Annotated in this window: 15 protein-coding genes; 8 read left to right on the top strand and 7 right to left on the bottom strand. The window is 41.4% G+C overall.

What is annotated here, in order from left to right:
• Window positions 1-112: 112 nt before the first annotated feature.
• Both IM676_RS10640 and IM676_RS10645 read left to right on the top strand, forming a co-directional pair.
• The gene (locus IM676_RS10640; RefSeq protein WP_200986894.1) at window positions 113-2,446 is read left to right on the top strand and encodes a hypothetical protein; all 2,334 of its coding nucleotides are present in this window, start codon (window positions 113-115) and stop codon (window positions 2,444-2,446) included.
• Window positions 2,447-3,058: 612 nt separating this feature from the next.
• Window positions 3,059-6,373: a PAS domain-containing protein gene (locus IM676_RS10645; protein WP_200986895.1), complete on the top strand. Its 3,315-nt coding sequence runs from the start codon at window positions 3,059-3,061 to the stop codon at window positions 6,371-6,373.
• Here the strand turns inward: IM676_RS10645 and bchH are convergent.
• Window positions 6,370-10,056, bottom strand: a complete 3,687-nt coding sequence (bchH, locus tag IM676_RS10650; RefSeq protein WP_200990166.1) for a magnesium chelatase subunit H — start codon at window positions 10,054-10,056, stop codon at window positions 6,370-6,372. The two genes, IM676_RS10645 and bchH, sit on opposite strands and share 4 nt — an antisense overlap.
• A gap of 1,256 nt (window positions 10,057-11,312) precedes the next feature.
• On the opposite strand from bchH, the gene IM676_RS10655 reads away from it, so the two are divergent.
• The gene (locus IM676_RS10655; protein WP_200986896.1) at window positions 11,313-12,023 is read left to right on the top strand and encodes a LabA-like NYN domain-containing protein; all 711 of its coding nucleotides are present in this window, start codon (window positions 11,313-11,315) and stop codon (window positions 12,021-12,023) included.
• A 763-nt stretch (window positions 12,024-12,786) separates the two neighbouring features.
• Here the strand turns inward: IM676_RS10655 and IM676_RS10665 are convergent.
• Window positions 12,787-13,284 carry an ureidoglycolate lyase gene (locus IM676_RS10665; RefSeq protein WP_200990167.1) on the bottom strand — a complete coding sequence of 166 codons (498 nt, stop codon included), beginning with the start codon at window positions 13,282-13,284 and terminating at the stop codon, window positions 12,787-12,789.
• Window positions 13,285-13,353: 69 nt separating this feature from the next.
• On the opposite strand from IM676_RS10665, the gene holA reads away from it, so the two are divergent.
• The 4 genes from holA (at window position 13,354) to IM676_RS10685 (ending at window position 16,975) form a co-directional block, all read left to right on the top strand.
• Window positions 13,354-14,346: a DNA polymerase III subunit delta gene (holA, locus tag IM676_RS10670; RefSeq protein ID WP_200986898.1), complete on the top strand. Its 993-nt coding sequence runs from the start codon at window positions 13,354-13,356 to the stop codon at window positions 14,344-14,346.
• 110 nt (window positions 14,347-14,456) lie between these two features.
• Window positions 14,457-14,945, top strand: coding sequence for a DUF4168 domain-containing protein (locus IM676_RS10675; RefSeq protein WP_200986899.1), 489 nt, complete (start codon window positions 14,457-14,459; stop codon window positions 14,943-14,945).
• A gap of 110 nt (window positions 14,946-15,055) precedes the next feature.
• Window positions 15,056-16,180 carry a site-2 protease family protein gene (locus IM676_RS10680; protein ID WP_200986900.1) on the top strand — a complete coding sequence of 375 codons (1,125 nt, stop codon included), beginning with the start codon at window positions 15,056-15,058 and terminating at the stop codon, window positions 16,178-16,180.
• A 93-nt stretch (window positions 16,181-16,273) separates the two neighbouring features.
• Window positions 16,274-16,975, top strand: coding sequence for a class I SAM-dependent methyltransferase (locus IM676_RS10685; protein ID WP_200986901.1), 702 nt, complete (start codon window positions 16,274-16,276; stop codon window positions 16,973-16,975).
• Window positions 16,976-17,185: 210 nt separating this feature from the next.
• Here IM676_RS10685 and lipB read toward each other — a convergent pair whose 3' ends face one another.
• On the bottom strand, window positions 17,186-17,839 hold the full coding sequence (lipB, locus tag IM676_RS10690) for a lipoyl(octanoyl) transferase LipB (RefSeq protein WP_200986902.1): 654 nt from the start codon (window positions 17,837-17,839) through the stop codon (window positions 17,186-17,188).
• A gap of 406 nt (window positions 17,840-18,245) precedes the next feature.
• Here lipB and hpf point away from each other — a divergent pair, with 406 nt between their 5' ends.
• Complete coding sequence (gene hpf, locus IM676_RS10695) at window positions 18,246-18,902, top strand: ribosome hibernation-promoting factor, HPF/YfiA family (protein WP_200986903.1); 657 nt, start codon at window positions 18,246-18,248, stop codon at window positions 18,900-18,902.
• 135 nt (window positions 18,903-19,037) lie between these two features.
• Here hpf and IM676_RS10700 read toward each other — a convergent pair whose 3' ends face one another.
• The 4 genes from IM676_RS10700 to IM676_RS10715 form a co-directional block, all read right to left on the bottom strand.
• Window positions 19,038-19,499 (bottom strand): peroxiredoxin, encoded by a 462-nt coding sequence (locus IM676_RS10700; protein ID WP_200986904.1) that lies wholly within the window; start codon window positions 19,497-19,499, stop codon window positions 19,038-19,040.
• A gap of 20 nt (window positions 19,500-19,519) precedes the next feature.
• The gene (locus tag IM676_RS10705) at window positions 19,520-21,451 is read right to left on the bottom strand and encodes an ABC-F family ATP-binding cassette domain-containing protein (protein WP_200986905.1); all 1,932 of its coding nucleotides are present in this window, start codon (window positions 21,449-21,451) and stop codon (window positions 19,520-19,522) included.
• Between the two features lie 182 nt (window positions 21,452-21,633).
• Window positions 21,634-22,050, bottom strand: a complete 417-nt coding sequence (locus tag IM676_RS10710) for a DUF1824 family protein (protein ID WP_200986906.1) — start codon at window positions 22,048-22,050, stop codon at window positions 21,634-21,636.
• A 257-nt stretch (window positions 22,051-22,307) separates the two neighbouring features.
• Window positions 22,308-23,156 carry a prohibitin family protein gene (locus tag IM676_RS10715; protein ID WP_200986907.1) on the bottom strand — a complete coding sequence of 283 codons (849 nt, stop codon included), beginning with the start codon at window positions 23,154-23,156 and terminating at the stop codon, window positions 22,308-22,310.
• Between the last annotated feature and the right edge of the window lie 16 nt (window positions 23,157-23,172).

Genomic DNA, 23,172 nt, shown 5'->3' on the forward strand with positions numbered 1-23,172 from the left:
GGAATTAAGTCCGATTCTCCCTTCCCCCTCACACCATAACTTACTCCAACCAGGTAATCATTTTCAGTCAATTTTACGAATAAATAACTCACCCACCCATATCATCCGATCTTTGCTCACTAATTTACATCAACAGGATGAGACCACCTCACATACCACATCCGAGTTAGAGATTTTAACTCTGGGTATATCTGTCAATAATCGTCTGGTAGTAGAGAGTACCTTAGTTCGCGGTTATGAAGATGGTTTTGATGCAGTAGACTTAGAGAATTGGCAAATACCTTACCAAATATTTTTACAAGCTCTAGGTATTCAAACCTCTGAACTAGCAGATGGTCAATTAGAACTGCGCTCCCCTAATTTTATCCTGCGAATCAACCCCAAAGAACTCACTCTAGACCCAGACTTGGGAAGAGTCTTGAAAATTAAAGATATAGAAGAATTATTTGATGTCCTAGTCGAATTTGACATTAAAAGCTACAGATTGCTTATTCAAGCTCCCTGGTTAAGTCAAACAGATCCTCAAGTAACTAGAGAAAAACCAGATGATATAATACTATTAGATGGGTTACCAAAAGTCACAGGTCCCCTATTTAGCTTTAGTCATCTTTTACAAGAGATACGGTTTAATAGCTCTCATAACAATAACATTCAAAGTTCAGCTAGTTTTCAAGCCATTGGTACAGCTTTCAAGGGAGGATGGAGGTTAGGAGTTCAACAAGGAAATATATTAGAAAACCCAAAATTCCAAATTAACTCCTTTGGGTGGGTAAATTCAGAGCCACACCAAGACTATATTGTCGGACAACAACAAACATTTTTGCCTAGGACATTCTCTCAGCAATACTGGGGAGTGTCATTAGTTCACCGCCATGGTTACACTTTGTCACCTACCCAAAGCACTAATGTAGAGCAACGTAACCAAGCCGCAGACGTTAAACGTACCATTGAGGGAAAAGCCGAACCTGGAACCTTGGTCATTCTGCGTCCCCAACATGACACTAAAAATATCCTAGGTGAAATATTAGTAGATGAAATTGGTATTTATCGCTTTCCTAATGTTAGTAGTGGGGTGTTTGTCGTTGAAAAACATCCAGGAGGAAGATTAACAGCAAAACCCCAAATTAAAGTAATTAACTTAGCTTTTACACAGGGACAATTAACTTCAGGAACAAGCTCCTCTGTATTTTCTGCTGGTTGGTTATACCAACCGCCCTCCCCCCAAAGTTCTCAAATTATCGGCAATTTTTCTAATTTTCAAGCTGGAGTCAAAAAAAAGTGGGGAGTTTCCGAAAGTTTAACATTAGGAATAGGTGCATTTTATCATCGCCATCTTCATGCTATTGGTGAGCTATTTTTTCATCCCCAAAATGTTCCTTTGAGTATGTATGTTATGGCTGATACTCAAGACCAAATCAAAGGAAGTGCCAATATTTACAGTCGCATTAACTATCGATTATTTCACAACACACAATTAACATTTAATGGGGATTTATACGCACAAAGATTAGATTTAAATCATCTATTAAATCTCAGTCAAAATACAACCATGCGCTTGTTTGCCAACATTCAAAATCAAGCCAATCCTAGCACAAACAGCCAACTATTTGGCACTGGTAGTTTACAAATCAATTTCCGGCAAAATGATTATAATTTAAACATTCAAATATTATTAGACAGAAATCATAATTTGACTTTTAATAATACATTCAATCTACGAAAAGCATATAGAAACTTTATTTTTGCCTTTCGGACTAATTTATCTGGGATAGATGCTGAAGTTAACTATAACTTACCCAGTGCTCCTAATATTGTGAATAACCAAATTGCCTTGAGATATCAAGGTTATCAAAAAAACTATGATATTTTGATCAATCCCATTCCTCGATTTCAAAGAAATTTTTTAGAATTATCTTGGCAATATGCTGATAAAAATGGATTACAGTGGCGAGTAGGAGCAGGTATGAGTAACAATGGCTCAGGAATAAATGCTACATTTACTATACCAATTCTTTCAGGATTAAACTTGTCCGCAAGATACCAATCAATCTCACAATTCTCTCATACCTCTTCCTTCCAAATTCAAATTAATAGTAGCTTTAACCTCCAACAAGGCTTTAGAAGTATCAATCCCAGATTGGCTAAACAAGGGTTATTTATTCAACCCTTCATTGATAATAACCGTAATCACAAACTAGACCAAGGTGATGAAATAATTACTGACAAGCTAGAGCAACTATTATTCATTAATAATAAAAGTATTAGTCAATATCAATGGGAGTGGGAAAATGATGGTCTTCGTGTCTTCTTACCACCCGGTAACTATCGCCTAGATTTAAATACCGCCGCTTTTCCTGCGCAAGCGCAACCATTGGTTCCTTCCTATGCGATCGAAATTTATCCTGGTAGTTTTACCATTCTTGCTATTCCATTTACTCCTATATAAAACCTAGACAAAACTAGACTTTACTTTCTACTTCAATGGGAGCATGGGAGCAGTTATCCCTCAGAGGATGTTTTAAAAGTTATGATTAGTGTATCGAATATTATTTGACCCCACCCTAACCCTCCCCTTGTAAGGGGAGGGGACTGGATTTGATTGTTTTTTGTGTGTTACCCATTCCCTATTCCCTGTTCCCTAAGATAAAAATTACCTGTTGAAAAGTTATCAAACAACCTCTTAGAGGAAGATGTTAGTAATAAATCCTTTAAATTGGCTCCAAAATACTAATATTCTCCTAGTTTATCGACTTGCAATTATTTGTTAGACTAGCTATAAATCTAGGGTTATCTATAAGCTAAGATATATTTATATTCGTTATTATCGCGTCGGTAAGGTAGGGGAAAGAGTTAATTAACCACAGATAAACATAGATATAGCATTTCCCAAGCTCGTGAGGTACACAGTTTTTTAGTTTGAGGGAATAGGGAACACACCAAAGGCTTTAAACATAGATAAACACAGATTGTGAAGTAGCTATGAGAAGTAAAAGTTTGTTTAACTTAAATAAATTTTAAATTTACCATCAGTACCGTTAAATTCAGGGAATTTAACATAATGCACAACCAACAAAATTACCAGGTGAGCAGTGATGCTGTAATTGCAATAAATAAAAATTTATTCATAAATGAGAACCAGAATCAAGTGAATAATTTATTCCACTGTTCCCTTGACTTGTTATGTGTGACCAAATTAGATTGGCATTTTGATCAAATCAACTCGGCTTTTAGTGAAACACTGGGTTACTCATTGGCTGAACTGCGGAATTACTCTTGGTTTGATTTGATTCATCCAGATGACCAAGCTGCAAATTTAGGAAAAATCAATCAACTGCAAACAGGTACAGTTAGTATATATTTAGAAAATCGCTACCGTTGTCAAGATGGCTCTTACAAGTGGTTGGGGTGGACAATAACTCAAGTGAAACCGGGAGAACTATATGCAGTTGGACGGGATATTAGTGGTTTTAAGCCAGAAATTAATCCGCAGGTTGCACAGTACCCAGGGGAACTACTGTCACGCAACACCATTCTAGCTCAACCTGAAATAGTCTATCAAACCCTGATGCAGCATATTCCCAACTCTGCTGTTTACGTGTTTGACCAAAATTTACGCTACTTAGTGTGTGAAGGTAATGAATTAGGACTAATGGGACTCGAACCCCATTCCATTATTGGTAAGACTCTTGGGGAAGTATTTCCCGGGGAAACCCGCAAAATCCTGGAACCTGTGTATCATTCCGCCTTGTCAGGTGAAAATACAGTTCAAGAAATTACCTATCAAAATCAAGTTTACGAAACTCATGCTGTTCCTATTCGCAACCAGGAAGGAAAAACTTTTGCAGGGATGGTATTACACCAAAATGTGACTAGTTGCAAGGAAAACGAAATTATCCTATCCCTACAAAACGAGATTTTAAAATTGATTGCGACAGGTGTATCTTTCCATGAGGTTCTGACGACTTTAACCAACTCTATCGAGTCGAGGTTAAATAACGTTTTTTGCTCCGTGATGTTACTGAATGAATCGCAAACAAAATTACACTTTGCTGTTTCTTCTAGCCTACCGCAGGAATATATTCAGGCATTAGCAGATGGTGTACCCGTCGGTTCACAAGTAGGTAGTTGTGGCACAGCTGCTTATACTAAACAAACAGTAATAGTTTCAGATATTGCTGAGGATGTCAAATGGGCAAAATATCGTGACCTAGCATTACTCCATAATCTCAAAGCTTGTTGGTCAGTACCGATTTTAGATAGCCAAGGCCATGTGTTAGGAACCTTTGCCCTGTATTATCCCACAGTATGCAGTCCGCAAAAAACAGAGCGGCAATTGATTGCAAGTGCATCTCACCTGGCTGCTGTAGCCATTGAACGACATCGCTCAGAACAGGCTTTACAACAGCGTGAAAATGAATTACGGTTAATCACTGAAGCTATTCCCCAACAGGTATGGACAGCATTACCTAATGGTGAATTGGATTACTCTAACCAAAGATGGCGCGATTTTACAGGTAAGACACTAGAACAGCTGCAAGCTCAGAGATGGGCGGAAATTGTGCATCCAGAAGATTTAGCAAGAGTAGAAAAACTGTGGAATCATGCTGTGCAAACCGGCGGCGAATACGAGAGCCAGGCTCGCTGGCTTGCTAGCAGTGGGGAATATCGCTGGATTTTACAGCAGGCTTTACCTCTACGTGACCAAGAAGGCAATATAGTTAAATGGTACGGTAGTAACACTGACATTACAGATTATATCGGCGCCAGGGAAGCCTTTAAAGAAAGCGAATTAAGTTTTAAGACCTTGGCAGACACTGTGCCACAAATTGTATGGACTTCCCGCCCAGATGGCTGGTTAGACTACTATAACCAACGCTGGTTTGAGTATACAGGCATGACCTGGGAGGAAAGTCAAGGTTGGGGCTGGCAACCTGTACTGCATCCCGAAGATGTGCAAATGTGCCTAGATACTTGGCGTGAATGTCTTCGTACAGGTAAAAAATATCAGGTAGAATACCGCTTGCGTCATGGTAGTGATGGGGAATATCGTTGGCACTTGGGGCTAGCTTTTCCCTTACGTAATCACAAAGGGGAAATTATCAAGTGGTTTGGTTCTTCTACTGATATTGATGATCAAAAACGGGTAGAAGCAGAACTGTGGAAGGCCTTGGAACAGCAACAAGCAGCCCGTACAGCTGCTGAAAAGGCTAACCGCATTAAAGATGAGTTTCTTGCTGTCCTTTCTCATGAATTGCGCACCCCACTTAATCCTATTCTCGGTTGGGTACAGCTATTGAAAACTCACAAGCTGGATGCAGTTAAGACTGCTCAAGCTATGGAAATTATTGAACGCAATACTAAGTTACAGGTGGAATTGATTGAAGATTTGCTGGATGTATCTCGCATTCTTCAAGGCAAACTGACTTTAAATGTTTGTCAAATCAATCTAGCCAAGACGATTTCGGCGGCTGTAGACAGCATTAGTTTAGCATCTGCTGCGAAAGAAATTACCATTGAGACGATGTTAGGGGAGAATGTGGGAGAAATCACCGGTGACTCGGCTCGCTTACAACAAATTGTCTGGAATCTTCTGTCTAATGCTGTGAAGTTTACTTCCCCGGGGGGGAAAGTGGAAGTACGCCTAGAGGAATCTAATTGTATGGCTCAAATCCAAGTCAGTGATACAGGGAAAGGTATTAGCCCTGATTTTTTGCCATCCATATTTGATTACTTTCGTCAAGAGGATAGTTCAACCACTCGCAAATATGGGGGTCTAGGCTTGGGTCTGGCCATTGTGAGACGGTTAGTAGAGTTACATGGGGGTACGGTGAAGGCTTCTAGTTTAGGTGAAGGGCACGGAGCCACTTTTACTGTCAGACTACCTTTGTCTAGATGCGCTGTCACTGATGGACAGGAATCATCCCACCCAGAGTTATTAACCCATAATATCCTGCACAGGGACGCTTTAGATTTAAATGGTATAAAAATCTTAGTTGTAGATGATAATCCTGATTCCCTTGATTTTATTGCCTTTGTGCTGAAAATGTATGGGGCAGAGGTAACTACGGTAGGATCAGCATGGGAAGCATTGCAAGTGCTCCTCAAGTCCCGGCCAGATGTTTTAGTCAGTGATATTGGTATGCCTTATATGAATGGGTATGAATTATTACGTAAAGTTAGAGGACTACCCCCAGAAATAGGTGGGACAATTCCCGCCATTGCTGTCACCGCATTCGCCGCCGAGTTTGACCAACAACAGGCTATTTCCGCCGGTTTTCAAATCCACATACCTAAACCAGTACCACCAGAGACTTTAGCAGCTGCAGTTATTCAGTTAGTGAAGAAGCATTCAACCACAGATGAACATGGTTAAACGGTCACACCTTCTAATTGCTGCTCCGTTAACTCATATAACTGACGCAATTTACCTATTTTATCTGCATCCGCTTGCCAAATACCCCGCCCATGAGCCTCAATCATGCGGCTTAAAATATTCCGAAAAGCTTCCGGATTGGCCTGGCGTAACTTCTCGGCCATTTCCGCATCTAAAGCATAGGTATCTGCGGCTTGGTCATATACCCAGTCATCGTGGAAACCTGTAGTACCACCCCAGCCAATTAAGGCTGTCATCCGTTGAGAAATTTCAAACGCACCCCCAGAACCTTGATTAGCCATGGCTTGCGCCCATTTGGGATTGACTAATTTACTGCGGTACTCCATTCTGAGTAAATCCTCTAGATTGCGGGGGGTGTTGTCCTTGGAGAAACTTTCCACAAAGCTGGTGGTAACCTTTTTACCCCTTTGCTTTTCTGCGGCTTTTTTTAAACCCCCAGTATTAGCGTAATATTCCTGAATATCGGTTAAACCATATTCTACAGAATCAATTTCTTGCACAATGCGATCGCTAGTTTTCAATAAAGTATTTAAAACCTCTGGTCTAGCCTGACCCTGATCTTGTCTACCATAACTAAAGACATTACGACCTTCCCAAGTATTACCCAACTCATCGCCAGATTCCCAATTACCATCCACAACTTGATCATTGACCAAAGAACCAAAATCACCAGGGGGATTAGAAAACAATCTTGCAGAACTATTCTCTACCCCTTGGGCTTGCAAAGCTAAAGCGTGCTTTCTAATAAAATTCTGCTCTTCGGGTTCATCAGCATCAGCCGCCCGTTGAAACAAATCATCTAATAATTCAATAATATTGACAAAACTATCCCGAAAAATCCCCGACATATTCGCCAAAATATCAATGCGGGGATGTCCCACCTCAGTCAAAGGCTTTAACTGATAACGGACAATACGCCCTGTTCCCTCCTTCACAGGTTCAGCTCCCACCAACTCCAAAAGAATCCCCAGGGACTCACCCTTAGTTTTAATCGCATCCAAACCCCATAACATCACCGCCACGGTTTCCGGATAAGTTTGATGTTCTGCTAAGTGCTGGGAAATAATTTTCTGAGCAATTTCCCGCCCCCGTCCAAAAGCAGCAGCAGAAGGCATTCTATAGGGGTCTAAAGCATGAATATTTCTGCCCGTAGGTAACACCCCCGCACCATCCCGCAGTAAATCACCCCCGGGCGCAGGTAAAATGTACTCCCCATTCAAACCCCGTAACAAATTCTTCAATTCATCTGAAGATTGCATCAACAAATCAGTAACTAACCTCTCCTGCTGTGTGTTTTCTGTGGTTCCCTGGGGTTGCTCTCCCAAATAAGCCTGCAAATACCCCGCCAACTCCTCCTCATTGGGGGCTTCCCCTAAAATATGCAGCCCAGAAGAAAACAGACGATTTTCCAAAACCTGGAGATATTCATATAACTTCAGCAAATAATCATCAAAGGCGTGAGCGCTAAACATCCTCACATTCTCAGGAGTAAAAGCAATTCCCAACCGTTGAGCATCAGTAAAGGGACAATCAGCATCTAAACCAGTATCCACAATCTGCTTACAAATAACCGGCTTCAAAGCATAATTTTTCTGGGGGTCTTCTCGATACTCGGAAATTAAATCCCGCAAAGATACCAACTCTTTATACAAACCAGCGCGACCATAGGGAGGGACATTGTGAGAAATTAACACCCCATAACCGCGACGCTTGGCCAAAATCGACTCAGAAGGATTATTGGCCGCATATATATATAAATTAGGTAAATCTCCCAATAGAATATCCGGCCAAGAGTAACTAGTATTACCTAGGGGTGATCCGGGTAACCATTCCACGGTTCCATGCATCCCAAAGTGAACCACAGCATCAGCTGCAAAATCATTTTGTAGCCATTTATAGAAAGCCGCATATTGGGGATGGGGAGTTAAATCCCGTTCAAACATTAACCGCATCGGGTCGCCTTGTATACCTAAAGGCGGCTGTACACCAATCCAAATATTACCTAACTTTACACCGCCAATATGTAATTCTTCCCCATAGGTTTTAATTCCTGTCCCGCTTAGAGACTTCCATTGTTTTTCGATGCGGGAAGTCAGCAGATACCCTAACCATCTTTCTAATTTACGGACATGAACAGTATTAGCAGATGTGGGAAAAGGCTGATTTTTTTGCCAGGTTTCCATTTCTTCATCTGTTGCTTTCACCTGACGAATTAATTCTTCTCCATCCTCGGGGATATGGCCAACATCATAACCTTGGTCTTTGAGGGCGTGGAGAAACTTAACTAAACTGCGGGGAACATTCAATAAAGCCGCAGTCCCCACAGCTCCATAACCGGGGGGAAATCCATATAAAATAATCGCTATTTTCCGTTGAGATGGTGACTTTTGGCGTAAAGCAACCCAACTTTTAATTCTACCAATTAAGCGTTGTACTCGTTCAGGAACTAGATAAATCTGTTCACCTACCAAACCACCAAGGGGAATAGTATCTATTGCCCCATCTAGCTCTGGTAAAGCATATAATACTACACCTTGCAGCCCGCCGATACCTTGACGTGTCCAGGAGTGAATATCTTGAATCAGCAGGGGTGCTGCTACTATGTAAGGTACATTTTTCGCGGCTAGGATGCGTTTAGCTATCTCCACCTGACGGCCTGCTTCCATGGAACCGGCCGGGCCGCCTACTAAAGGAAAGCCAATGGTAGAAACAATTGCATCTACTTGGAGAGCTTGGTCACTCAGTGAGGGTGTTTCTATATTACCTTGTTTTCGTTGCTGGGTTTCATAGTCGGTGGTCATCCAATCCCTTACCGCTACGTGTCCTTCTACTCCGTTGATAAAAATGGGTAAGGGAATTAACCCCCCTTGCTCAAAACTGCGAATCAGTTGGGGAATGTATGCTTGTTTAGTAATGACGTGTTTACGGTACAGCAGAATACCTACTATAGGTGTGGTGGTATGTTCCTCGCTTTTTGATGATGTCTGTCTTTGAAGATACCAGTTTAAATATTCCCGGGGGGATGTGAAAAATCCCTCATATTCAGGATGCAGTAACCCCATATCGGGGGTTTCCTGTGGTGGGGGAATTTCGCCGACCTTTAAATTTAAGTATTTTTCTGCTAATATCCAAAATAGGGCTGCAACGTTCTCAAAACCGCCTGCGTTCCAGTATCCATAGATAATTAACCAGTTACGTAAGTCTTGAACTTTCTGGACTGGGATGAATTTGAGCAGTTTAGGACCGATTTTTAAGAAGCTAATATACCCAGCAAGTTTGTCTTCTTCCCGTCCGTTGCTGAATTTGTCCAGAATGAATTTAACTGGTTTTGGCATTCCTTTGGGTTGGTCGCCAATGGCAAAGTTCCCCAGTTTGGTTAAACTCATTAGCTCTAAGGCTGACTCGAATACCAGACGGATGGGAATTTGCATAATGCGCGATCGCAGCCACAAAACCTGATCATAATCAAATAGTAGGCTACCGAAAAAGACATCGGCGCCATCTAGTGCTGCTTCTACAGCTGCTGGGTCAGTGGTAATATTGCGATCGCTAAACACCCGAATATCCAAATTAGGACACCGTGATTTAGCTAACTCCGCCGCATTCCTATACAAGTCAGCATTAAACGATTCAAATCCAGCAATCAAGACAATACGTTTCATGCCAAAACTACTAAAGACACCTTCACTGATGATCTTAAACGTAGTTTCGGTTTCATGACCCATTCCCCAAAATGAATTTGGTCATCTACCAATAGTACTAGAGTGATAGCGACCAAAAACAATTCGGCAATTTGGCATATGTTCTTAGTTGACATTTAGTATGATTAAATTCTCAAATATCTTTATGCGACAATACCGACTTGCAGAATCCCTCAGTTAACTACTGGGGGTATTTCTTATTATAACTTGCTACTGATGTAATCTCAGTATAAACTAGGCAATTTTCAATTAAGCAATAACTAATATTTGATTTTGATCACTTCAACTCAGAGGATGTTTGTCAAGTCATGATTAGTGTATCAACTATTGTGTAACCCCACCCTAACCTTCCCCTTGTAAGGGGAGGGGACTGGATTTTATTGTTTTTTGTGCGGTCGGTGAGCGAAGTCGATAGCGATAGCGTGGCGTTAGCCATACCGTGTTCCCCAATCCTTCCGGTGTTCCCTGTTCCGGTGTTCCCTAAGATAAAAATTACCTGTTGAAAACTTATCAAACAACCTCTCAGAGGATGTTTTAAAAGGTATGATTAGTGTACCAACTATTGTTTCACCCCACCCTAACCCTCCCCTTGTAAGGGGAGGGAACTGGATTTTATTGTTTTTTGTGCGTTCCCCATTCCCCATTCCCCATTCCCTATTCCCTATCCCCCATTCCCTGCTCCCTCCTCCCTATTCCCTGTTCCGGTGTTCCGGTGTTCCGGTGTTCCCTAATATAAAAATTACCTGTTTAACACTTTCCAAACATCCTCTCAGAGTTAGGAGTAAATCCTACCAGATGAATATACAAAGATTGCCTTAATGTGGAATTTTTCCATAGAGATGTACAATGAAAATAACTGCCAAAGGTTAAAGCTTACTTCTAGCATTACAGGAAGCTGGTTTCACCCAAGTTATGGTTTCCTGTTGTGAACCTACATAGCATTAAAAGTAAGTCATGAACAACAACCTGTAGGCACAGGAAAGATTGCGTAAAACCTGCTTGCACAAGAGTGGCTCATTTCTGAGTCCTTGACATTTGGGAATCTCTACAATTATGACAATTTGAGTTTATTTGCAACTAGTCACCCTCACCAAAAATCCACAGACTTTGATTTGAGGATTTCAACTGTTGCAAATGGTCGCTGTATTTACGCTCTCAAACAAGACTATTGACAAATTACCCAAAAGCGTTGACAGATTTAAAATCTAGAGGAGTCAATGAGTAGCACCAATTTTACCAAAGCAGAAAAGCCCCACAAACGACCACAGGAAGAACCTGATTTACCAAGAAAAAACTTGATAAAAAATACTGCGAAACATGAACATTCCCCAAAACCACAGCAATTATCTGATACTTCCTCCTTAAACGTTGAAAATCGTGGTCGAGTAGCTATTTTCATTGATGGCGTCAGTCTATTTCAGACAGCTTTACAATTGGGTCTTGAAATCGACTATCTCAAATTTCTGTGTTATTTAACTGGGGGGTCGCGATTATTGCGAGCTTTCTTTTATACTGCTATCGATACCTCAAGGCTAGGTGCTACACGTCCGCGCCCGAATGAAAAGCAACAAGGGTTTCTCTTTTGGATGCGTCGAAATGGTTATCGTGTGGTTACCAAAGAAGTACAATTGGCAGACCATACCAAAAAACATAACTTGAATGTAGAAATTGCTGTTGATATGATTACCTTATCCCCCTACTATGATACAGCAATCTTAGTCAGTGGAGACGGAGATTTAGCTTATGCTGTTAATGCAGTTACCGCCACAGGTTCTCGCGTTGAAGTTGTTAGTTTGCGAACAATAACTAGTGAGGATTTAATTGATGTTGCTGACGAATTTATAGACCTTGATAGGATGAAAGAATACATTCAAAAGGATTCCCATCTCGGTTATAATTATCGCATCGTTTCTAATTCCAAGTTGTAAATCTCCATGGCTCATTGAGCTAGTTTAACATTTATTACTGCCTACCTACTGGTGTCAGAAAGTAGAATGGCAAAATCGGGAATTACTCTGCGTATTTTTTTGATTACAACCTCTAGAATTCTGTGGATGGAGTTTACCCTTGTTGATTTATACATTATTTCTGTATAGTTATTGACTGGGGGTTACACCCCTGTGACAATTCCTTCTAGAATCAACTAATGTAAACACTGTTTAGTCAAGCTACTAACTGTAGTTGCTTGCTATAGATAATATTATCTCAATAAAAAATATTAGGGTACCTTTACTTATATCAGTATTTGGGAAATCCCATCATATAATAGCTGTATTCTCTGGAGTCTAACCAATCATAAGGAGTGTGAAAAATGAATCAGATACAACTAACACTACTGTTAAGCTATTTACTGATGAGCTGCTATTTCTTTACCAATTGGCTAAAATTTTCTCTGCGTCATCCGACTTCTGCTCCTGAGGAGAAATTTTTATCTTTTGTAATATTTCTGGTAACAACGATTTTATGGCCTGGAGTTATCATCATGAACTTATGGCAAATCTTCAATAAACGCAAACTGGAACTGAGTAATGTCATTCCTGTGATTTTCGCTATTTTTGCTTTTAGTATTTCATACTATTTAACTTATTTGTATGAACGGGGTTTCTGTTATCATAATTTATTCTGCTCATTCCCTTCTTAATTTTGAGTAGTATAAACATACACCCCTGCATACTCTATGGAAATTTATACTCAAGTCACCATTTCAAATTCCAACTGATGACTCCTGAAAAAATCATGAGTAAAATGATCGACTACATTAGTATCAGCCAGTTCTAAATTATAAAAATCTACCACTTCATGGTCAAAATAGGGTCCTGCGTGCCAAGTACCCTGGTTTAATTTGATAAAGCAATTTCCCGGTATACGGAAGGCGGACATCTGGGCTAATACTGGCTCATTTAAATGATTGTGAGGGGGACAAACTGCCATTAACCAGTCTTTTCCTCCTAAAGAACCTAAACATTGAGTACATTGCAAATGACGGGTAATTTTATCAAACTTACGCCCCCGGTTTTCTAACCTCATAATATAAAATCGTGGCGTTCCATTTTCTAAGTTTAATTGAGCATCCTCCCCATCAAAATTCTTCCCGTCTTTACTGGGGAAAATCACCTGACCATAAGGGCGAAAATTCTCTGATGTGATCCACTGGGCGGGTAATTGTTTTAATGTTTTCGATTGGTTCAACATCTGCTGATATTTAGGATATTATCTTTTTGTGTTAACTTATGTCGGCATCTGATCTGAGGCGAATTTATGCCAATCTATGTCTATTGGGGTGAGGATGATTTTGCCATGGAAAAAGCAGTGGCGACATTGCGCGATCGCATCCTTGATCCTTTGTGGATAAGTTTTAACTCTACAATTCTATCATCAGATCAACCCGATGCCGCAATTACCGCCTTAAACCAAGTGATGACACCAGCCTTTGGCGGTGGTGGGCGTTTTGTCTGGCTAGTCAATAGCACAGTCTGTCAACAATGTCCAGATAACATTTTAGCAGAACTAACGCGAACCTTATCAGTCATTCCCGAAAACTCCTGGTTATTACTCACCAGTCGCAACAAACCAGATGAGCGCCTTAAATCCACCAAACTACTGAAAAAATCCGCTCAGGAATTTCGAGAATTTCCCCTCATCCCACCTTGGAAAACGGAACTGCTGGTACAGTCCGTAAATCAAGTAGCTGAAACTGTAGGAGTCAAACTAACTTCCCGTGGTGCGGAACTTTTAGCAGAGGCTGTAGGTAATGATACACGCCTACTGTATAATGAAATGGAGAAACTGCGACTTTATACCAAAAATAGCAGTAAGCCTTTAGACATAAATACCATTACGCAATTAGTCAGAAATACTACTCAGAATAGTTTACAATTGGCAGCAGCAATGAAGATGGGAGATACACCCAAAGCTTTGAGTATTTTGGCTGATCTTATCAGTGCAGCCGAACCGGGACTACGGATAGTTGCAACGCTCATAGGCCAATTTCGCACCTGGTTGTTGGTAAAGATAGCAATGGAAAGCGGGGAACGCAACCCCCAAGCGATCGCCCAAGTAGCCGAAATTAACAACCCTAAACGTATTTACTTCCTACAGCAAGAAGTCAAATCACTGTCTCTAGAGCAACTTATCTCCTGCTTACCACTACTACTACAATTGGAAGTAAGTATCAAGCAAGGATCCCCTGAAGTACCTGCACTACAGACAAAAGTTATAGAAATTTGTCAAGTATGCCAAGGTCAACGTTAAAGATCAAAAAGATGAAAATTTTATTCCCAGGCAGTTCTCTGGAACTTCTGACTCGTAAAATAATTCAAAGGTATTAACCATATCTATTACACTTGTGTGTCATAGACTGTATGAAAACAACCCCTCATTTATTTGGTCACACTAGTCTGCAACATATGCTGTCCCGGATTCTATGTTTAGGTGTTCTGAGTACTGCTAGTTTACTTACTAGCAGTCTGAGCTATAGTTACCGAGCTTATGGTCAAACACAGCCTGTAAGCAATTCCGTTAATAATGCTGAGATTACCAACTACGCCCAAGCTGTTTTGGCAATGGAGACACCCCGACAACGGGCCTTTGATGAAATTAAAAGACTGATTGGGAGTGGAGAAATACCGAGAATTATTTGTAATGATCCCCAGAGTATGCAAGAGTTACCACGCCAGGCTCAAAATATTGCGGTAAATTACTGTAATCATTCTCAGAAAATAGTCGAAAATAATGGACTGACTATTGATCAATTCAACAAAATCACTATGGAGCTACAAAGTAACAATGAGTTAAAACGGGAAATTCATAATACATTGATTCGCCTACAAAACCCTGCAAAATCTCCATAGCTAAAAACCGCACTCAAAGGGGCGGTTACCACAACTAGGACATAAATTAATAAATTTTAATATTACGTTACAATCAATGCAGATAGCAGACGTATTCAAAGGTGTACGGCATGAATGGTACAATTCGCGTTGGCAATCTCTTCGGGATTCCTTTCTATATCCATCCGTCATGGTTTCTCGTGCTGGGCCTAGTAGCTTGGAGTTACAGTAATGGACTAGCTACACAATTTCCTTGGTTACCTGGGGGATTTGCTTTTTTACTGGGACTGATAACAGCGTTGTTATTGTTTACCTCAGTCGTCGCCCATGAATTAGGACATAGTTTTGTCGCCATTAACCAGGGGATTGATGTCAAATCTATTACTTTGTTTATTTTCGGCGGTCTAGCTAGCTTAGAAAAAGAGTCCCAAACCCCAGGGGAAGCATTTTGGGTGGCGATCGCAGGTCCTCTAGTCAGCTTGTTCCTGTATGGTACATTTACAGTAATTAATGTAACCACCACCGCCACAGGAGCAACAGCAGCCATCCTCGGTGTTCTGGCTTCGGTTAACTTAGCCTTAGCATTATTTAACCTGATTCCCGGCTTACCCCTAGATGGTGGTAATATCCTCAAAGCAGCCGTGTGGAAGATTACAGGAAATCCTTATAAAGGTGTATCTTTTGCCAGTGGAGTCGGACAAGTATTTGGCTGGGTAGCGATCGCCTCTGGTGTCATTCCACTACTATTGTTTGGTAGCTTCGCCAACTTCTGGAACCTATTAATTGGTTTCTTCTTGCTGCAAAATGCCGGTAGAGCGGCGCAATTTGCCAGGGTACAGGAAAAATGCACAGGTTTAACAGCAGCAGATGTTGTTACCGGTGATAGCCCCATTGTATATGCTCATACTACCCTGCGAGAGTTTGCCGATCAAAGAATTTTCCACAATCAAGACTGGAGAAAATTCTTAGTTACCGATGAACAGGGAAAATTAGTAGGGGTAATTAACCTGGATGATTTGCGAGGTATTCCCACAACCCAATGGACACAAACCCCCATCAGCGCCGTTATGAAGTCTATTGAGGAGTTGACCACAGTCAAATCAGATCAACCCCTGTTAGAAGTAGTACAGCTACTCGAACAGCGCAAATTATCCACCCTGTCTGTGATTTCTGAGAATGGGGTACTTGTGGGAATTTTAGAAAAAACCGCGATTATTCGGCTACTGCAAGGTAAAACCCAACCTAACCCTGCATAGCGTGAGAACAATTGAATACCCGCCTAACTCCCTCAGAATTTCTGGGGGTATTAATGTATGGTTTTATAAATTTCTTACAACCAGAGGTAACAGATGTTTGAGGAACAGCCACAAAACTTACAGCCACAAAACTTACAGCAAAGGGTGAAACAACTAGCCACTGAAGCCATAGAGAACTCAAATCCTACCGCCTGGTTTGATGTTTTATATAGTCAGTCCCAGGGTGATGTTACCCAAATCCCCTGGGCGAAGTTAACCGCTCACCCCCTTTTACAAGATTGGTTGACGACTAATAACCCTCAAGGTCAGGGAAAATCAGCCCTAGTGATTGGGTGTGGTTTAGGAGATGATGCACAAGCGCTAGCAACCAGGGGATTTCAAGTAACCGCCTTTGATATTTCCCCCACGGCCATTAACTGGTGTCAGCAACGATTTCCTAACTCCTGTGTGAAATATGTCGTTGTAGATTTGTTAGGCCTTCCCTCACACTGGGAGCAAGCCTTTGACTTAGTGGTAGAAATTAGGAATATCCAAGCTCTACCCTTAAATATCCGCTCAACTGTGATTACATCGGTTGCTTCTGTAGTTGCACCAGCAGGTACTTTACTATTGATTAATCGGTTTCGGGAAACTGAGGTAGAACCTGATGGACCGCCTTGGCCTTTGTCTAGTTCCGAACTAGCCCAGTTTACACAATTGGGGTTACAAGAAATCAGCCGTGTGACGTTTTATGAGGCTGAACGGGCTGATATTCCACAACTACGGATAGAATATCAAAAATCTGCCCCAGTGTAGGAATGCTACAAAATGTTACTGAAAGTTCACATCAGCAGGATTTTAGGGATTTTTGAGCCACAATGGAGGTAGGAAACCAGCAAATGGAGGTGTAAGATGACTCACAATCTCACATTATCTGACCCTACCACTTACCTGATCGTTAAACTCAGTATCCTAATTTTGGTACTGCTGGTGTTTTTGGTAATTTCCGCTGCTCCAGCGGTTTAGTTACTCTTGAACCAATTCTACGCCGAACACTTGGGCAAAACACCGGGCTATATGAACACGTACCTCTTGAGGGGTAATACCGGGAATCCACTCGGCTAAACTACCTACAGGATGATCAGCAATACCACAGGGGATAATATGCTCAAAGCCTGACAGATCAGGACAAACATTGAGGGCGAACCCATGCATAGTAATCCAGCGACTAACTTTGATCCCAATGGCGGCTACTTTTCGCCCTTGGAGCCAAACACCAGTCAAACCGGGAAGGCGATCGCCTGACAAGCCATACAGGGCTAGTACCTGAATTAATACTTCTTCTAATTGCCTTAAATACCAATGCAGGTCTTGGCGATAATGTCGCAGATTTAAAATCGGATAACCTACTACCTGACCAGGACAATGATAGGTCACCTCGCCGCCGCGTTCAACGGTCTGGACATCAAATTTAGTATTTTCTCGGTCAAACTTGAGAAATTCCGGGTTACTTCCTTGTCCCAAAGTGTAGACAGGGGGATGCTCCAACAATATTAACACATCTTGGAGACTAGGGTGATGAATGCGCTCAGTCAATAGCGATCGCTGCCATGATAGAGCATCTAGATATGGCATCAGTCCTACATTAAATAACAAACAACTTCTGTGATCTGTTTCCATACTACGGACTATGCCAAAAATCAACTACCTTATTGACCAAATATATTGCAACTGACAAGAGTTGAAGCAACAAATGTCAAGCTATGCAAAGGATTTTAAAGGAACATCAACTAAATGTGCATTACAGAATACAAAGTGCTACCTTAGACATATAACCTCAACGGTGTTAGGAGGAATTCTCTGCATCAAGCATCAAGCCCAACAGGATCACAACGAATGCACTGGCTGATCAATCTCACAAATAGTTTGCATCTCAAACCAGATCGCAGATCCGATAGAGAGCACAGGCATAAGCAGTACATTAAAATTGTTCAAAATTTGTTTTGGCGGTAGTGCCAATCTTACCGCGGCATCCATTCATACAAAACAAATTCACATCAAAAAATATATCAGTGGGAGAGTTTACATGAAGCTTGTCATCCACGGCAAAAATATTGAAATCACCGATGCAATTCGGGAATATGTACATCAAAAAATTGAAAAAGCCGTCAGTCACTTTCAACACATCACTAATGAAGTGGATGTACATCTAAGCGTCGCCCGCAATCCCCGAATTACTACCAAGCAAGCAGCGGAAGTGACTATTTACGCCAATGGTAACGTCATCCGCGCGGAGGAAAGCAGCGAAAACTTATACGCCAGCATCGACTTGGTAGCAGATAAAATTGCCCGTCAACTGCGAAAATATAAAGAAAGACGTCAAGATCAAAAAACTCACGCCCAACCCACAAATCAAGCCTTAGTTCCCGAACCGGTAGCCGCAGATTTAATCGGCGATCGCACCCCCGAATTACCCGATGAGGTAGTCCGGACAAAATATTTTCCCATGCCACCCATGACCCTTGCAGAAGCCACAGAACAGCTGCAACTAGTGGGACACGACTTTTATATGTTCCGCAACTCGGAAAGTGGGGAAATTAATGTAGTTTACGAACGTAACCACGGCGGTTATGGTGTAATTCAACCCCGCAAGACCAATGGTCATACCAACGGTAAAAATGGTCATTCAGCCCATGTTAATCATGGCGTAGGGGACAAATCCCACTCCTATAATCATAAGTAAGACTAGCCCCTATCTCCCCTGAGTATCGAGATGTACTGAAAGCAAACAGTAAATCTACTTACCTCCCCTAAACAAGGGGAGGGTTAGGGTGGGGTTAAACCCTAGCTAGGCTAGGGAGAGGGGCGGGGGGTGAGGTTATTTCACAGCTAAGTCTTGCAAAGTTTTCAGCGCTTCCTCTACGTGAGCCTGAAAATTAAACATAGTATCCAAAACAAAGCGCACAACCCCCTCTTGATCAATTACATAGGTCACACGACCAGGAACAAAACCAAAAGCCATAGTAGCGCCGTATTCCTTACGCACCTTGTTATCTTTATCACTCAAGAGAGTAAAAGGTAAATTGTATTTTGCCGCGAATTTCTGGTGAGATTCGGGAGAATCTCCACTCACCCCAATTACTTCCGCACCCGCAGTTTTAAACACCTCGTATTGATCGCGAAATCCACAGGATTCCGCCGTACATCCGGGTGTATCATCCTTGGGATAAAAGTATAAAACAACAGCTTTTTTCCCACGGAAATCGTTGAGGCTGACCATGGAGCCGTTCTGATCCCTGAGGGTAAAATTAGGAGCAGTATCACCAACTTTAACTGACATATTATTTCTTACCGTTTTTCTTAAGAGTCCATCTCAGCTAATTCTAACCAGCGTTCTGTAGCTATATCAATGGACTGCTTGAGGTTTTCTACCTGTTCATAGAGTTTTTGGACTTGGGTGTAATTCCCCCCAGACACACTGATTAAGGCTTTCTCCGCTTCCGCTTTCTCTGATTCTAAATTAGCAATTTTAACTTCTAACTCCTCAAATTCCCGCTTTTCCCAATTTGACAATCGGCGACGCTTTTTATTTTCCGTCACTGTAGATGAACTGGTAACTGTGGGTGTTGTTGCTGGTTTTTCAGTCACATTGGCTGCTTGCTGTTGCTTTTCTAGATCCTCTTGTGCTTTTTTATAATCTAGATAAACTGAGTAATTACCGGGATATTGTCTGAGATTACCACCCTCCTCTAAGACAAAAATACTATCTACAGTCCGATCTAAAAAGTAGCGATCGTGAGAAACTGCAATTACACACCCAGCAAAATCTTCTAAATAATCTTCTAGCACCGCCAATGTTTGCACATCTAAATCATTGGTTGGTTCATCTAAAATCAACACATTCGGCGCACCAATAAGAATTCGCAGCAAAAATAAACGGCGTTTTTCACCCCCAGATAATTTATAAATTGGTGCGTACTGCTGGTTTCCAGGAAACAGGAATCGCTCCAACATTTGCGCCGCCGAAATCTGGGTACCGTCGGCGATTTTGACAAATTCCCCCTCTTCTTTGATGTAGTCAATCACCCGCTGATTTTCATCTACCGCTGTGAGTAACTCTTCAGAATGCTGGTCAAAATAGCCAATGTGAACTGTAGCGCCAATTTCCACACTACCGGAATCTGGTTGAATCCTCCCGGTAATTATATCCATTAAAGTAGATTTACCAGTACCATTAGGGCCAATAATCCCGATCCTGTCTTCTGGACTAAATTCATAGGTGAAATTATTAATCAGGGTGCGACCATCATAGCCCTTAGATATATTATTTAATTCAATCACCTTTTTACCAAGGCGGCGGCTAACTGTGGAAATCTCCACTTTACCTTGAAGCTGTTTAAATTCAGTTTCCCGCATCGCTTCAATGCGTTGGATTCTGGCTTTTTGTTTAGTGCTTCTGGCTTTTGGACCGCGTTTTAACCATTCTAATTCTCGACGTAATACACCTTGATGTTTACGTTGGCTACTCATGGCGGACTCTTGGGCTAAAGCTTTCTTTTCCAGGTAATATGAATAATTACCTGCATAGGTGTAAACATCACCTCTGTCTATTTCAATAATCCGGTTTGTGACCTGATCTAGGAAATAGCGATCGTGAGTGATCAACAACAGCGTACCACGAAAGCGATTTAAATAACTTTGCAGCCATTCCACAGACAGTGCATCTAAATGGTTAGTGGGTTCATCCATCAGTAAAACGTCTGGTTCCGATAGTAAAGCTGTAGCTAAAGCAATGCGCTTGCGATATCCTCCTGATAAAGTCCCAACCACCGCGTTAAAGTCAGAAATTCCTAACTTAGTTAAAATGATTTTGGCCTTGGTTTCCAGATCCCAAGCGCCGGTAGTTTCCATCCGTTGCATTACACTAGACAAGCGGGACATCAGCTGACTATCTTCTGGATGATGAACAATTTGCTCAGATAGTTCCTCATACTCACGAACTAAAGCCAGGTGTTGGCCGCTATCGGCAAAAATTTGCTCTAAAACTGTGTAGTTCTCGTTTACATCTGGTTGTTGGGGTAAGTAAATTACCTTTGCACCAGCACTAAAAGTAATCTGTCCACTATCAATTGATTCTAATCCGGCAATCATTTTTAACAAAGTTGATTTACCAGAGCCATTAGTACCAATTAAGCCCACTTTATCAGTAGCATCTAAACTAAAACTGGCATCTTTTAAAATTTCCTTGATGCCAAAATCTTTTTTAACTGATTGTAATGTAATTATACTCATAAAAATTAATCATTATAATTAAATTATTTTGCTATTATAATTATAATAATCATAATATCATCATAATATCATCATAATATCATCATAAATATTGTGGGGTAGGGATTCCTGCTTACCCTGTGCCTACCTACTCCCATCAAATTCTCTGTATCCAGGACTAAAGTCCTCACTACAAACCTGATCTAAGCAAACAAATCCAGGGGCAAATGTCCATACAGTTCGTTAATTCCCCCCTCATGGTAGGATTGACAAGAAATTAACACCCCCCGATGATGTCCCGCATAGGAATCTAGATAACATAAACCATTTTTGCCATTTAATTTGATATAAACAGGCCCTTCTGGTGTTGGTAAATTACTGGGGGCTTCATAGCCAAAAGCATAGGAATAAGTTGTCATCGCCAGTATCCCATCCTCAGCTGTATCAGCACAGATTCCCAAGATTTGGTAGTCGGAAATACTAGTTACTAAAATTAAAGCCCGACGCACTAAAGCTGCTTCTGAAGGTTTGAGGATAGGTGCTATATCTAAGCAGTTGAATTTATTCAGAATTTTTTTGGCTTCTGAAACCGTGAGATTTTGGTGGTTGGGAGTTGACATAACTTAGTTTCTTATGTTCTGGTTGAATTTTACTAGTGGTGTGTGTGAGGTGGGTATAGCCCACCCCGCTATAATTAACGTGAAATACTCCTAGACTGTACTCTTGGAGTACAGTCTAAGCTTCCAAGAAAATCCGGTGATCTGCTTGCAGCAGCGCTGGCGTTATCGCTTAGGAGACTCTTGGCTTGAAGAAGGGAATACCCTACCGCTCTATTTCTGATATTTATCCATGGATTATGGTCACGATCTAGACTGGATTATGATTTTTCGGAAACATTTCCCAGATTGAAAATAAAGGGTACACCGCCTTTGGCTTCACCACCCATAACGAGAACTTTCGGCATTTGAGCGCCGCCAGTTCTCCAAGCTTCAATTGCTTCTTTTTGCAGAACTAACTCTCCCCCTTGGGCTTTGAGGGTTTCTGCTAAAAGTCTTTGAGCCTCCGCTTTACCTTTAGCGCGATTAACATCTGCTTGCGCTTCTTGTTCCGCTTCTCGTGCTACATAAACGGCTCTTTGAGCCCGTTGTTCAGCTATTTGTTTTTCCTCTACCGCCCTGGCAAACTCCGGTGAGAAATTCAAGTCAACTACACTAGTGTCTAAAACTATTATCCCATATTTAGCCAAGCGATCGCCCAAGGCTAGATCAAAATCTTCTTTTAATTCACTTCTTTTGGTAATTGCTTCTTCTACCGTTCTTCTGGCGGCCGCGATTTTAAACGCTTCCTGTGTTTGCGGCGCAATGATTTTGGAAACAATATTTGCTAAAGTTCCTTGTCTTCTTCTCACCTCCACTACCTGCGCCGGATCAAGGCGAAAGTTAATCGCAAATCTTGCAGATAAATTTTGCAAATCCTTGGTAGAACTTTCCGCAGGGACTTCAAACTTTTGTACTGTCAAATCATACACATCTACTACTGATATCAGTGGTGGTTTAATGTGAATACCTTCTAGTAGCGCCCCATCTCTAGCTTTACCTAAGATGCTGATGACTCCTGCTTGTCCTGGACTGAGAATCACAAAGGAATTTACGCCGACAAGCACAACCAGTGCTAATACAATACCCAAAACTGTAGTTTGCCAATTTCCTAATTGCTGACTTTTCAAGGTTTGATCTCCTTTT

The organism is Anabaenopsis elenkinii CCIBt3563, from assembly GCF_015245355.1.
Taxonomy (GTDB): Bacteria; Cyanobacteriota; Cyanobacteriia; order Cyanobacteriales; family Nostocaceae; genus Anabaenopsis; species Anabaenopsis elenkinii.